The organism is Sphingomonas alpina (genome assembly GCF_014490665.1).
Lineage (GTDB): Bacteria > Pseudomonadota > Alphaproteobacteria > Sphingomonadales > Sphingomonadaceae > Sphingomonas > Sphingomonas alpina.
This window is the reverse complement of sequence record NZ_CP061038.1, coordinates 294,615-307,880: the sequence shown is the minus strand read 5'-3', so window position 1 is coordinate 307,880 and position 13,266 is coordinate 294,615. Positions and strand designations below refer to the sequence as shown.

The window sequence follows — 13,266 nt, the reverse complement described above, 5'->3', positions numbered from 1 at the left end:
AAACCGCGCCAATGACCGATACCGATACCCCGCCCGTCGTGGCGACTCCGGACTCAAGCCGAAAAAGCCCCGATCGGAGGCGGCCGATACGGCAATCTTCCTGCTGAAACTCGCGGTGGTCGTGCTGCTGTTCCGCAGCTTCATCTTCTCGCCGTTCAGCATTCCGTCGCAATCGATGCTGCCGCGCCTGTATATCGGCGACTATCTGTTCATCTCGAAATGGAATTACGGCTATTCGCGGCATTCGCTGCCGTTCAGCGTGCCGTTGATCCCCGGGCGAATTTTCGGGCGCGATCCGACGCGCGGCGATGTCGTGGTGTTTCGCGGGCCGGCCGACCCGGCCGGCCATGCCAATGACGTGATCAAGCGCGTCATCGGCCTGCCCGGCGATACGATCCAGATGCGCAGCGGCCAGGTGATCCTGAACGGCACCGCGATCCCGAAGGAGCGCGTCGCCGACTTCACCATACCGCTCACGCCCAATTATTCGGGCTCCGAGTGCCCGGCGCAATTCCAGCAAGTCGATGCCGGCAAGCCGATCTGCCGCTATCAGCGCTTCCGCGAAACGCTGCCCGGCGGGCGGTCCTATTTCGTGCTCGACCGCGGCGAAATGCCCGTCGCCGACGAAACATCACTCTATTCGGTGCCGGCCGGCCATGTCTTCGTGATGGGCGACAATCGCGACGACAGCGGCGACAGCCGGTTCGAGCCGCCCCAGGGCATGGGCATGGTCCCGATGGAGCGGATCGAAGGCAAGGCAGTAGTCAGCTTCTTCTCGACCGACGGCTCGGCCAACTGGTTCCTTCCCTGGACCTGGTTCAGCGCGGCACGGTGGAGCCGCATCGGGGAAGGCTTTTGAACGACGGCCGCAGCGATGACCTGACGGGCTGGATCGCCAACACGTTCGGCCATCGCCCGGCCGACATCGCCCCCTTCGAACGCGCCCTGACTCATGGCAGCCAGGCCGCGGCGAATTACGAGCGGCTGGAGTTTCTCGGCGACCGCGTGCTCGGCCTGGTCATGGCCGAATGGCTGTTCGCCCTGTTTCCGAACGAACCGGAGGGCGCGCTGTCGAAGCGGCTCAACGCGCTGGTCACTGGCGCGGTGTGTGCCGATGTCGCACGCGGGCTTGGCATTGCCGCTCATCTCAAGCTCGGCAAGCAGGCACGCGACGACGGCGCGACCGACAGCGACAATGTGCTGGGCGATGTGATGGAGGCGCTGATCGGCGCACTTTATCTCGACGGCGGTCTCGACGTGGCGCGCGCGGCGATCCGCAGCGGCTGGGGCGAGCGGGTCAAGACGCAAGGCTCGGCGCCGCAGCACCCCAAGTCCGCGCTGCAGGAATGGGCAGCGGCGCATAACCGCCGCACCCCGGCCTATGAAGTGGTCGACCGGTCCGGCCCGCACCATGCGCCACGCTTCACCGTGAAGGCCTCGATCGGGACGCTGGCGGAAGCGACGGCCGAGGGGAGTTCGAAGCAGGAAGCGGAGACGGCGGCGGCGGCGGCGTTGCTGGCGAAGCTGGGGTGAAGGCAATAGTGGGCCATTGCACTTTGAGTACCGCCCTCTCCCCGTTCGTGCTGAGCTTGTCGAAGCACCGCTCTTCCTTCTAAGCTCAATCAATGACGTTCTGGGCTTACATGCTCCATTGTCGCGGCGGGACATTCTATGTCGGCCATACCGACAATCTCGAACATCGTATCAACCAGCACCAGAGTGGCGCCATTTCCGGCTTCACCCGCACCTACGCGCCCGCCACCTTGGTTTGGAGCCAGCAATTTCCATCGCGGATCGAAGCGCTGGAGGCGGAGCGCCGTATAAAAGGATGGACCAGAGCCAAGAAACTGGCACTGATCCGCGGTGACTGGTCGCTGATCTCAAGGCTAGCGAAGGGGAAGAGCGGCCCTTCGACAGGCTCAGGGCGAGCGGAGGATGGGGATGTGCCCAATACAGCTCTTGTCCAAACCCCAGCCATGCGCCAACCCGGCGAGCATGACTGAATCAAACCAAATACTCGGCCAAAAATGCGGCCTCGTCGCCATCGTCGGCGCACCGAACGCAGGCAAGTCCACCCTGGTCAATGCGCTGGTCGGGCAGAAGGTCGCGATCGTCAGCCCCAAGGCGCAGACCACGCGCACCCGGCTGATGGGCGTCGCGATCGAGGGCGAGACTCAGCTGCTGCTGGTCGACACGCCCGGCATCTTCGAACCCAAGCGCCGGCTTGATCGCGCAATGGTCTCCGCCGCCTGGGGCGGGACCGAAGGCGCCGATGTGCTCGCGCTGGTGGTCGACGCCAAGGGCGGGCTGGGCGCGAAGGTCACCGACATCGCCGAGTCGATCAAGGACCGCAGCGAGCCCAAATATCTGATCCTCAACAAGGTCGACCTCGCCGACAAGGCCAAGCTGCTGCTCCATGCCGAGAAGCTCAACGCGCAAGTCGATTTCGCAGAGACTTTCTTCGTCAGCGCAACGACCGGCGACGGCCTGGTCGAACTGAAGGCGCATCTGGCGAAAGCGATGCCCGAGGGACCATGGCATTTCCCCGAGGACCAGGTGTCCGACGCGACCGAGCGGAGCCTGGCGTCCGAAGTCACGCGCGAGCAGCTCTACCTCCAGCTTCACGCCGAGCTCCCCTATGCCAGCGCTGTCGAGACCGAACAGTATAAGGAGCGCGAGGACGGATCGGTCGAGATTCACCAGCAGATCCTGGTCGAGCGCCCGACGCAGCGCGCGATCATTCTCGGCAAGGGTGGATCGCGGATCAAGGAAATCGGCGCGCGGTCGCGCACCGAACTCGCCGCGATCATGGGCCGCCCGGTGCATCTCTATTTGCATGTGAAAGTGAAGCCGGGCTGGGACGAAGAGCGCGAGGTCTATCGCGACATGGGGCTGGATTGGGTCGATTGATCGCGCCGCTCGCGCGTGACGGGTCTCAGAAATCCACTGCCAGAAAGGCGCTGACCCGCCTTTTGTCCATCAGGCCGTAGCTGTTGCTGCCCAGGATGGTCCACGCGAAGCTGTCCGTGACATTGGCCATCTGCACCCGGAAGACCGCGGGAGACTTGCCAAGCTTGAACCGGTAGCGCGCGCCGATATCGATCAGGGAATAGGCATCGACCGAAATCAGGTTGTCGCGCGACGCCGCGCGTTTTCCGTAATGAGACAGCGCGATGTCGACCGAGAGGCCGGCAAGAAAAGCGGGACGATAATCGGCATTGGCGCGCAGGATGCGGGCGGACTGGCCGAGCGGAAGCTTCCCCACTCGTCCCTGCTCGACCGCTTCGCCAGTGACGCGGGGGCGCATCAGGACCGCGCCGGCGACCAGGCTCAGGCGATCGGTCGGATTGCCTGACAGGCTCAGCTCGACGCCGCGATGCCGCACGGTGCCGAGCGCGGCATAGACGTTGCGTTCGTCGGTGTTGAAATAAGGCTTGCTGACGTCGAACAGGCCGGCCACGAATTTCATCCTCCGCGTCACCGCCCAGCGAATGCCGGCATCGGCCTGGCGGGTGCGGATTGCGGGCAGTGCTTCATTGCGGTTGGCGGCATTGTTCGGGGCCAGCCCGCTTTCTTCCAGGCCCCGGGTATAGCCGGCATAGAGCGCAAGGTCGTCCGAGAGATGAGCGGCCAGCGCACCGTTGAACAGCCAGGGCCGGTCGCGCGTCTCGGTGCGCGGCAATCCGCGCGGCAAGTCGACCCCCTTGCGATAATCCGCGCGCTGCACGCCAAGACTCAGTTCGCCGACGCCTTTCCACCGTCCCTCATAGGCAATGCCGATGGTGGTCTGGCGCACCCGATCATGCGTGCGCTCGCCAAAGACGAACGCGGCGGGTTCGGGTACGGGAACAGCCACTCCCAGCGTCCGTGCGCCAAGGTCGATCGGATCGGCCGCACCGCCATAGCGACTGTCGAGCCGGCGCGCACGAACCGAAGCATGAAGCATGTGCAGTCGCGGCCCGTCGGCAAAACTGCGGCTGACGCGCAATTCACCGCTGGTCGACGCGTAGCGCTGACCCGGATCGGCAATCACGCGCTCGGTGGTGCGCCCGTCCGGCTGGGTGTCGAGAAACAGTTCGGCGAAATTGCGCTCATTGACGAAGATCGAGCGGAACACCCCCGCAGCGACCGACCAGTCGCGGCCGACTCTCGCCTTGGCGATCATCCCGCTATTGACGCTGTAGCTATCCTTGGCCGCCCATGACTGACCGAAATAACGCCGCCGTGCGATCGGCGGCGGCGCATGCGCGCCGGCGGTGATGATCGTCGGCGCGACTTGCTCATCCTTGCCGATCGTCATCGACCAGAACGGGATGATTTCGATATCCCTGCCCGGCCGCCAGCGCGGGATCACGGCGAAACGCGAATAACGTGCGTCCGACCCGTCATAATATTCCTCATGCGCCCAGGATGCACCGGCGGCCAGGCCAAGCCGAGCTCCGTCGATCGGAATCTGCGCATCGACCTCCAGGGTCGGCGCACCATAAGCGAAGCTGCCGGCGACGACGCTGACGATCGGCCGATCCCCGACATCACGCAGCCGGTAATCGACGATCCCGGTCGGCGCGGGAAAGAGATAGCCCTGCGCCGAAAGCCCGACTCGGATGGTCGATCCGGATACCAGGCGCTGCGCGATCGTCCCCTGGCGGTCGATATAGATGCCCTCGATCCGCACATTGCCGGCCGTGACTGGAGAGAAGCCGCGCACCTGGCCGGGGCCGTAAAGACCAATGCTTTCATTGCCGATCGAAGTGCCGAATGCGTCCTCGGCCGCGGTTACCGCATTGTCCTCGGTGCGCTGGGCCAAGGCCGGGTCGGCAAGCGAGGCGACCCCAAGGGCAAGGATCCTGGCCATGTCGCGCATGATCAGAGGTCCCGTGGCCAGGCCCGGGCGCGGTGCAGGCCGAGAGCGATCAGCCCACCGCCCAGCAACAGCAGCCAGATCGCAAAGGGCAAGATCGCGGTGACACGCGCCGATGCCGGCCGATCGGTCATGGCAAAGGCCGGCAGGATATCGCGGTCGATCAGGCTGAACCGGCCGCGTGTCGCCGGTACGGCGCGCGGCGTCGGCGCGGCAATCTCATGCTGGACGCGCGGATAGAGGATCGCCCGCAAGCGCAGCTGATAGGCGCGCGCCTGCGCTTCGAACTGGTGGTGACGCTCGTCGCCGGTCCCGGCCAGCACCGCCAGCGTCGCTTCCAGCCCCAGTGACGGCACCAGATAACCAGCGATGGCAGCAATCCCGGCCTGTTGTTCGCGGTGCGCCATTATTGCGCTGCGGAGCGGGGCCAGCCGCCGCTCGGTCTCGGGAACCAGGAATGTGAGGCGAGTGGCATGGTCGATCGTCTCGAGCCGGCTCTCCGCGCCCTCAAGGTCCGGCCGCGCGGCGACCGCTCGCTTCATAATGGCGTCGCGATCGGCCTGAATCGCATCGCCGATGCGGCGCTGTGCGTCGATATAGGCAATGGCAGACGGCGGCGGGGACAGGGTCGACACAAAAGCGGCGCCAAGCAAGGGCACGCCGATCGTCAGCGTCGCCCAGATGGCGGCCAGCATGCCCAGCGCCGCGGCAGACCCCGGGAACCGGGCAAGGACCAGCAGCGCCAGTCCTGACCAGAACAGCATATAGGCGAGGACCAACATCAGCGCGGCAATCAGTTCGGGCAGCGCGGCGGTGATCGCAGCCCCGGCCATGGCGAGCGCGGCCAGAAGCGAGATGAGCACGATCGGCGCGGCCCAGACGAGGATCGCTGCGCCCCGCGCGCCCAGCCAGAGCTGCGGCCCGGTGGATTGCGCCGCGACCAGCCGCAGCATGCCGCGATCGCGTTCGACCGTGACGAGCAGGCCGAACAACAGGATCAGCGCGACCGGGAGCAGATAGACCAGCGCAAAAGCCAGGTCGAACCGTCCAAGCGCCAGCCCGCGCGGATTTTCGAAATCATAGCTCTCGTCGACGCCGAACAAGGTGTTGATCTTCACCTCGAGCCGGCCTGGCGCGATGTCGCTCACGCCGGCGGCAAGGGGCGACAGCGGCAGATGCGGTTTCAGCGCATGCTGGTAGACGAAATATTGGCTGAAGCCCGAGACATTGGTAGGATCCTGCCAATAAGGAACTTCCGGCGCATCCGGCGTGACCGGAGCATGATAGGCCGCGGCGCGCGCCTCGACCGTGGCGCGGTGCGCAACTTCCGCCATGCGCGTGCGAAGCTGGGCCTGGACCTGCGCCTGATGCAGCTGGGCGGTATTCAGAGCGCCCCACAGAAAACTTGCGCCCAGAGCCAGCAATATCGCCCAGAGCAGCGGCGTGCGTCCCACACGCCGCCATTCCCAGGCGAACAGATCGATGAAACGCGGCTCACTCATGGCTTCAGTCTCCGGGCAGTGACGCCCAGCACCAGCCATGCGCCTCCCAGCCAGGCCAGCAGCGCCGCGAGCGCGGGCAGGACGGTGGCAGAAGCGCGGCCCAGCACCGGCGCGGCATAGGCGAAGGCGGGAATTTGCGACCAGAGCCGCGCATCGCTGGTGTGGCGCGCATCACCCTGCGCGCTGTGTGCCATGCCATCGGCATTCATCCGGTTGACCAGGTCGCGCCGATAATGCTCGGCGGTGATGATGAAATCATGATGGTGGCTGAAGTCGCTGCCGGTGAGCGACGCGGACAGGCTTTGCGCCGCGATCGTCGGCGACAGCAAACCGAACGTCGCGAACAGCCGGTCCTGCCCGATGACCTGGCCGTAAAAGCCGCCCAGGACCCGGTCGAACACCTCGTGGCTATGCCGCTCCACCATATCGAGCTCGGCCATGCGGGGATTGGGAATATCCTCGATCCGGTCGACGCCGTGGCGGGCAAGCAATGCCGCCTTGTGGCGCTTGCTGTCTTCGGCCGACCAATAGGCCGGGGTTTCGTCGAGAATGCGCTGCCGCACCGCTTGGCTCGATTCGAGCGGCCGCAGCGTATCGGCGGCGCCGCTCGCCGCACGTGGCAGCACCAGCGCCAGCACGATCCACAGACCGAACAACATGGCCAGCGCAATCCGGGCATCGCGCGCGCGCAACGCCACGACGATGCCGATCGCGGCAAGCAGCGCAAGATAGGCGGACATCAGCCCCACCCAGAGCACGAGGCGGGCAAGCACATCCAGGTCAAGCTGCCCGCCAATCGCCGCCAGCACGGCTCCACCCAACGCGACCGGTACGATCAGCAGTGCAGTGGCCGCACCCCAGATCGCCAGCGTCTTGGCGCGAATGATCGCCGCCGGATGGACCGCAGCACCCAAGGCGAGCCGCATCGTGCCGCGTTCGCGATCCTGCGCCACGACGATGAAGGCCAGCAGGAACACGATCAGCGGCGCGAACCCCAGGATCAGCGCAGCCGGATTCGCCAGGCCGGCGCGCTGCAACAAAGATGCATCCTGTTGCGGCCGGTACAGCATGTCATTCTGGTGATGCGCCTCGAGCCACACGCTCTGGCCGACGAACGGCCCGACGCCGGGATCAAGTCCCGCCAGCGCCGGCGAAGGCTTGAACGCGAAGATGCTGTAATGCGCCGCGCTGTGCGGGTCCTTTTCCCCCTGCCCGACCCAGCGCGCACGCTCAGCCGCCGCCACCGCGCGCTTGGCGCCATCGCCGCGCGCCGCGTCGAGGCTGACACTGGCGAAGGACAGCAGCACCAGCCCGGCAAGGCACAGCAAGGGCCACCAGGCGCGCCGATCGCGGCGCACCATCTCCAGCTCGTACCGGGCAAGATGCCGGATCATGCCGCCAGCTTTTCGAGATAAAGCTGTTCCAGCTCGACCGGCCCGATCGTCGCCGCATCGCGCTCGTCCACCAGCACGCCGCCGCGCAGGATACCGAGCCGGTGCGCGACATGCTTGACCCGGAACAGGTCGTGCGTCGCCATCAGCACCGCGATACCGCGCGCGGATGCCGCGCGGATCACTTGCGACAGATCATTGGCCGCGCCCGCGTCCAGGCCCGATGTGGGTTCGTCGAGCAGCAACAGCCGCGCATCCTTGGCCAGCGCAATGGCAACACCGACCTTCTGGCGCATCCCCTTGGAGAAACCCGCCGCGCGCCGGTCGTGCGCTTCGCCCTGCAGCCCGGCATCGGCGAGCAACCCGCGCGCCGTACCCGCATCGATCCTGCGCCCGGCCAGCAGTGCGAAATATTCGAGATTCTCGATCGCGGTCAGCGCCGGGTGAAGCATCACCGTTTCGGGCAGATAGGCGATACGCGTCCGGGCGCCGATCGGATTCGCGACACCATCGATCCCGTCGATGGTGATCGACCCCCGATCGGGCGACAGGAAGCCGAGAATGAGGTTGAGCGTGGTGGTCTTGCCCGCGCCATTGGGCCCGAGCAGTGCATAGACCTCGCCCGGTTGCAGCCTGAGCGACAGCCCATCGAGCGCAAGGTTGCCGTTGAATGCGATCGAAACCGCATCGAGGTCGAGGACAGAGTCTGGCATCATGATCAGAACCTGGTGGTGAAGTTGATATCGATGCTGCGCGGTGCGCTCAGCGTGATCTGCCGCGCCGATCCGCCGAACCAATTGGCATAGAGCCGGTCCGTCAGGTTGCGGCCGCGCAGAGTGATTTCCCCGAAGGGCAGGCGATAGCCGATCGAGGCGTCGAACACGGTCGAGCTCCCGACCCGCACGCTGTTGGCATTGTCGGTGAAGAAATGGCTGGCATGGCGCATGCCGCCGGTCAGCGTGATCGGCACCCGGTCGATACGATAGACGCCGAACAGGCTCGCCACCCGTTCGGGCACGACCGGCGGGGTGTTGCCCGATCGATTGGCCCCGCCCGCCTCGATCAGCGTGTCGAACCGGGCATCGAGGATCGCGAAACTGCCGTCGAGCCGGAATTGCTTCGTCAGTGCCGCCGAAGCCGACAACTCGATGCCGCGCGAGGACTGGCTGCCGCCCTGAAAGGCCGGCGCCGAGCTGTTGGCGGGATCGCGGGTCAGGATATCGTCCTGCTTGATCCAGTATCCGGCCAGCGTCAGGTCGAGCCGATCGTGCCACAGGCTGGTCTTCAGCCCGGCCTCGATCGACCGCCCACTGGTCAACTTGAATTTGGCGTTGGCGGCCGACAGCAGGGCCAGGCTGCCGACCGGCGCGACGGCATAGCTATACTGAGCGAAGATCTGCGTCTTTGCCGCCAGGCTATAGACGATCCCGGCGCGCCAGGAGACCGGGTCATAGCTGCGTGAAAAGGCCGTGAGCGTACCGGCATTCAGGTCGGCGATGCTGCGATCCAGCGCGATATGATCGTAGCGGATGCCGCCGATCAGCAGCAATCGCGGCGTCAGATTGAACGCTTCCTCGGCAAAGATCGAGGTTACGGTCGTCGTGGAATCGAAATCGACCCGGCCATCGGGGAAATTGGCGGCGGTTTCGGCAAGCGAGAGTGATCCGCGCACCGGATCGTACAGGTCGACGGATGTCGTCGATCCGAAGCGGCGCGGAATGGCGAGGTCGCTTTTGCTATACTCCACACCGATCGACAGGCGATTGCGATGACCGCCAATCGCCACGTCACTGGCCAGCACGGCGCGCTCGACCAGGAATTGATGATCGTGATCGATCCGCGTCGTGCCACGCCGGAATGCGCCATTGGGGGAAAGTCGCGCTAGGCGCGGTATAGGTGTAGACCTCCGAATTGCGAAAGCGGCGATCGGCGCTGTAATAGCTCAGCTCGTTGGTGAAGGTCAGCGCATCCGAAATCTCATAGCCGATGCGCGAGCGCAGCCACCAGGTCTTCGATCCCTGATCGGCATTGGCGACATTGTAATTCTTGCGCCGTAGCGCCTTGTCGATGACGAAGCCGTCGCGGGTCGTGACCAGCCCGCTCGGGTCGCGCGCGACGGCGGTCGGCACCAGCGGTGTGCCCCAATAAGCGGTGCCGTATTTATCCTCGAGATAATCGACCGCCAGCTCCACCGTAAGCCGCTCGACCGGCTTGACCGTCACAGCCAGCGTCGTGGCGAAGAAGCGCGCATCGGTGTCATCGATAAAGCCGCTGGTGCGGTTGATGCTGCTGACGCCGCGAACCGCGACGCTGTCGCTCAGCACTACATTGGCGTCCACGCCGAGCCGCGCGGTATCGAAACTGCCATAGCCGGCGGTCACGGCATAGGCGTTGCCGTTGAACTGCGGCTTTTTGGGTACGAGGTTGACCGCCCCGGCGAGCGACCCTTCCCCGTACAACACACCCGCCGGCCCTTTCAGCACTTCGATCCGGTCGAAGCTCCAGCTGTCCAGATTGCGGATGATCAGCGCCGAATTGGTCTGGCGCACGCCGTCATAGAGCAAAGAGATGGCGCCGCCGGTAAAGCCGCGCATCGACAACTGCCCCGGGCTGCTGGCGATCTCGCCCGAGGTTGCTCCGGGCGTTGCGTTCAAGGCTTCAACGCTGGTGCGCAGCCCGCGCTCCTGCATCAATTGCTGCGAGAGGATATCGACGATCGCGGGCGTTTCACGGACGCTGAGACCAAGCCGGCTGCCGGTCTCGCTCTTCGCATCGAGCAGCAGCTGGCGGTCGGCCAAGCCGGTGACGATGATGTCCGACTGTTCCTGATCGTCCTCGGCTTCCTCGGCAAAAGCCGGATAGGCGCCGAACACCAACAGGCTGCCAGCCAGGGCGACCGAGCCGCGCCGCGCAAATGTCATGAACATGGAAATCCCCCGAAGACGTCCGGTGGCCGTATAAGTAACGTTATATCATTTCAACCCCATTCAAACACGCGATTGAGGACCCGGGCGGTTTTTGCGATGAGTGTCAGGCCTGAGTCAGCAACGCCTCGACCCATTCAGGCACCAGCACACCGGCAGCGCCCAAACGCACTTCGCTGAAATAGACACTCCCCGCCGATGGCTCCAGATTGAGCTCCAGCGTCTGCGCGCCATGGTAGCGCGCGGTCTGTACGAACCCGGCGGCGGGATAGACTGCACCCGAGGTCCCGATCGACACGAACAGATCGGCGCGCGACAAAGCGCGCTCAATCACCTCCATCCGGTACGGCATCTCACCGAAGAACACGATATCCGGCCGCAGCGCTTCCGCCCCGCATGTGGCGCATGCCGATCCCGGCGGCAGGCTTTCGCGCCACGCGACCCGTGTATCGCAAGCCGCGCACAGCGCCGAGTTCAGCTCGCCATGCATATGCAGCATGCGTGTCGCCCCGGCACGCTCATGCAGATCGTCGACATTCTGCGTGACGATCAGCAGCTCGCCCGACCACTCCCGATCGAGCCGCGCCAGCGCGTCATGCGCGGCATTGGGCACGACATTAGCCAGCGCCGCACGGCGCAGGTCGTAGAAGCGGTGAACCAGATCGGGGTCGTGCGCGAGTGCCTCAGGCGTACAGACCTCCTCGACCCGATGCCCTTCCCACAAGCCGCCCGGCCCGCGAAACGTGGCGATACCGCTCTCGGCCGAAATGCCCGCGCCGGTGAGGATGACGATGTTCTGGATGTCCTGCATGAGACCGTTTAACCCGGCGGGCGGATGTGTGGAATGGATACAAAGCGGATATAGACCAAATCATGACCCGCGCAGACCAGACCGAAATTCGCATGCGGATCGTCATCGAACAGCCCGTACCGGGTGTGCTTCACAGTCTGCAGTCCGGAGATGACATACCGCTCGATCCGAAGCGATCGGAGGCCGGCGAGCGGCTGGCATTTGATTTCCCGATTCGTATTGCGCCCGGCCCCGGGTTTTTCGGCGATCAGGTGCGGCGCGAGGGTCCAGAGCGGCGGTTCGTCTATATCCGTATCGGGCAATCGGCTGGCGACCCTTCCTCGCCCTGGTCGCGCCGGATGAAGATCGACATCCACGATATCGAACAGCACTTGCTCGATCGCGCGACAGCGGGCGACGGGGTGATCGAGTTATCGGTCAATGGCACCGGAAAGGACGGGACGCCTGCTTGCGCTACCGTGCAAGTCGCAGGACGACGCATCGCGTAGCACCACCTCACTCCTTCACGATCAGCCGATACCCCACGCCCGGCTCATTGATGATCAGCCGCGGCGCAGCGGGATCCGCCTCCAGCTTGAGCCGCAAATTGCGGATCACGATGCGCAGATAATCGACCTGAGTCTCATGCGCCGCGCCCCAGATCTCGCGCAGCAACTGGCTATGGCCGATGATCCGGCCCGGCCGCTTGGCCAGTTCGGCCAGCACGCCATATTCCTTGGGCGAGAGGTGGATTTCCTCCCCGGCGCGGTCGATGCGGCGCATAGCGAGGTCGATCGTCACATCGCCCGCCCGCACCGGCACCGGCTCTGCATCGTCGCGGCGGTGGTGACGCAGCGCGGTGCGGATGCGCGCGAGCAGTTCATCGGTGTCGAACGGCTTGGTCAGGTAATCGTCCGCGCCAAGGTCAAGCGCAGCGACCTTTTCCGCCGTGTCGTCGCGCGCGGAGACGACCAGGACCGCCGCCCCACGCTTCTTCATCAGCTGGATCAGTTCGAGCCCGTCGCGATCCGGCAGGCCGAGATCGAGCAGCACCACCTCCGGCTTGTCGATGTCAAGCAGCGACAGCGCTTCGCGAGCCGTCGCTGCCTCACCGACCTGCCATCCCATCCGCTCGACCGCCACCCGCAACAGGCGGCGGATATGCGTGTCGTCCTCGACGATCAGGATCCTGGGCATGACCGGCATGCCCTCTTGTTAGAGCCCCGCGCGCATCCGGTCGAGCGCGCGGTTGAGTTCGAGAACATTGACGCGCGGTTCGCCCAGGAAACCGAACAGCGGATACTCGATCCGCTCCTGCACCAAGGCACGGACCTTGGCGGAGTCGAGACCCCGCGCCTGCGCGACGCGGGCCACCTGATAAAAAGCCGCCTCGGGGCTGATATGGGGGTCGAGCCCCGAGGCGGAGGTGGTCACCAGGTCAGGGGGAACCAAGGACCCCGGTGAAGTGCGAGTGGCGGCAAGGTCAGCGGTCACCCGGTCGCTGAGCGCCTGCGAGGCGGGGCCGAGGTTCGACCCGGACGAGGCGCTGGCGTCATAGCCCTTGCCGGCGGCGGACGGGCGGCCGTGAAAATAGCGCGGGCTGGCAAAGCCCTGGCCGATCAACGACGAGCCGACCACCTTGCCCTGATCGATGATCAGGCTGCCATTGGCCTGGGCGGGGAACAGCCCCTGGCCGATGCCGGTCAGCGCCAGCGGATAGGCGACCCCGAGCAGCAGCGCGAAGGCGAGAGTCAGGGCAAGCGCGGGGCGCAGGGCGGTTTTGATATCGGTAAGCATG

At 65.3% G+C, this 13,266-nt stretch carries 14 protein-coding genes; 5 read left to right on the top strand and 9 right to left on the bottom strand.

What is annotated here, in order from left to right; all coding sequences use genetic code 11:
- The first annotated feature begins 94 nt into the window (after positions 1-94).
- The 4 genes from lepB to era all read left to right on the top strand — a co-directional run bounded on the left by lepB (position 95) and on the right by era (position 2,910).
- Positions 95-859 (top strand): signal peptidase I, encoded by a 765-nt coding sequence (gene lepB / locus H3Z74_RS01320; protein ID WP_229727043.1) that lies wholly within the window; start codon positions 95-97, stop codon positions 857-859.
- Positions 856-1,533 (top strand): ribonuclease III, encoded by a 678-nt coding sequence (rnc, locus tag H3Z74_RS01315; protein ID WP_229726816.1) that lies wholly within the window; start codon positions 856-858, stop codon positions 1,531-1,533. Before lepB ends, rnc begins: the two co-directional genes overlap by 4 nt.
- Positions 1,534-1,625: 92 nt before the next feature.
- A complete protein-coding gene (locus H3Z74_RS01310) occupies positions 1,626-2,003 on the top strand; it encodes a GIY-YIG nuclease family protein (RefSeq protein ID WP_187762233.1) in 378 nt (125 codons plus the stop codon).
- Entirely contained in the window at positions 1,996-2,910 is a 915-nt protein-coding gene (gene era / locus H3Z74_RS01305; protein WP_187762232.1) for a GTPase Era, read from the top strand. Before H3Z74_RS01310 ends, era begins: the two co-directional genes overlap by 8 nt.
- Positions 2,911-2,935: 25 nt before the next feature.
- Here the strand turns inward: era and H3Z74_RS01300 are convergent, their stop codons facing one another.
- From H3Z74_RS01300 to H3Z74_RS01270, 7 genes are all read right to left on the bottom strand, one after another.
- Entirely contained in the window at positions 2,936-4,855 is a 1,920-nt protein-coding gene (locus H3Z74_RS01300) for a TonB-dependent siderophore receptor (RefSeq protein ID WP_187762231.1), read from the bottom strand.
- Between the two features lie 11 nt (positions 4,856-4,866).
- Positions 4,867-6,363 (bottom strand): DUF3526 domain-containing protein, encoded by a 1,497-nt coding sequence (locus H3Z74_RS01295; RefSeq protein WP_187762230.1) that lies wholly within the window; start codon positions 6,361-6,363, stop codon positions 4,867-4,869.
- Positions 6,360-7,757, bottom strand: coding sequence for an ABC transporter permease subunit (locus H3Z74_RS01290; RefSeq protein ID WP_187762229.1), 1,398 nt, complete (start codon positions 7,755-7,757; stop codon positions 6,360-6,362). Before H3Z74_RS01290 ends, H3Z74_RS01295 begins: the two co-directional genes overlap by 4 nt.
- The gene (locus H3Z74_RS01285; protein WP_229726815.1) at positions 7,754-8,467 is read right to left on the bottom strand and encodes an ABC transporter ATP-binding protein; all 714 of its coding nucleotides are present in this window, start codon (positions 8,465-8,467) and stop codon (positions 7,754-7,756) included. Before H3Z74_RS01285 ends, H3Z74_RS01290 begins: the two co-directional genes overlap by 4 nt.
- Positions 8,468-8,472: 5 nt before the next feature.
- Entirely contained in the window at positions 8,473-9,555 is a 1,083-nt protein-coding gene (locus H3Z74_RS01280; protein ID WP_187762227.1) for a TonB-dependent receptor, read from the bottom strand.
- Positions 9,542-10,681: a TonB-dependent receptor gene (locus tag H3Z74_RS01275; protein ID WP_187762226.1), complete on the bottom strand. Its 1,140-nt coding sequence runs from the start codon at positions 10,679-10,681 to the stop codon at positions 9,542-9,544. Before H3Z74_RS01275 ends, H3Z74_RS01280 begins: the two co-directional genes overlap by 14 nt.
- Before the next feature lie 103 nt (positions 10,682-10,784).
- The gene (locus H3Z74_RS01270; RefSeq protein WP_187762225.1) at positions 10,785-11,489 is read right to left on the bottom strand and encodes an NAD-dependent deacylase; all 705 of its coding nucleotides are present in this window, start codon (positions 11,487-11,489) and stop codon (positions 10,785-10,787) included.
- A 62-nt stretch (positions 11,490-11,551) separates the two neighbouring features.
- Between H3Z74_RS01270 and H3Z74_RS01265 the strand changes: the two genes are divergently transcribed.
- Entirely contained in the window at positions 11,552-11,977 is a 426-nt protein-coding gene (locus tag H3Z74_RS01265; protein ID WP_187762224.1) for a DUF5990 family protein, read from the top strand.
- Positions 11,978-11,984: 7 nt separating this feature from the next.
- On the opposite strand, the gene H3Z74_RS01260 is transcribed toward H3Z74_RS01265, so the two are convergent.
- Positions 11,985-12,674, bottom strand: coding sequence for a response regulator (locus H3Z74_RS01260; protein ID WP_229726814.1), 690 nt, complete (start codon positions 12,672-12,674; stop codon positions 11,985-11,987).
- Between the two features lie 9 nt (positions 12,675-12,683).
- Positions 12,684-13,265 carry a potassium-transporting ATPase subunit KdpC gene (gene kdpC, locus H3Z74_RS01255; protein WP_187762223.1) on the bottom strand — a complete coding sequence of 194 codons (582 nt, stop codon included), beginning with the start codon at positions 13,263-13,265 and terminating at the stop codon, positions 12,684-12,686.
- Between the last annotated feature and the right edge of the window lies 1 nt (position 13,266).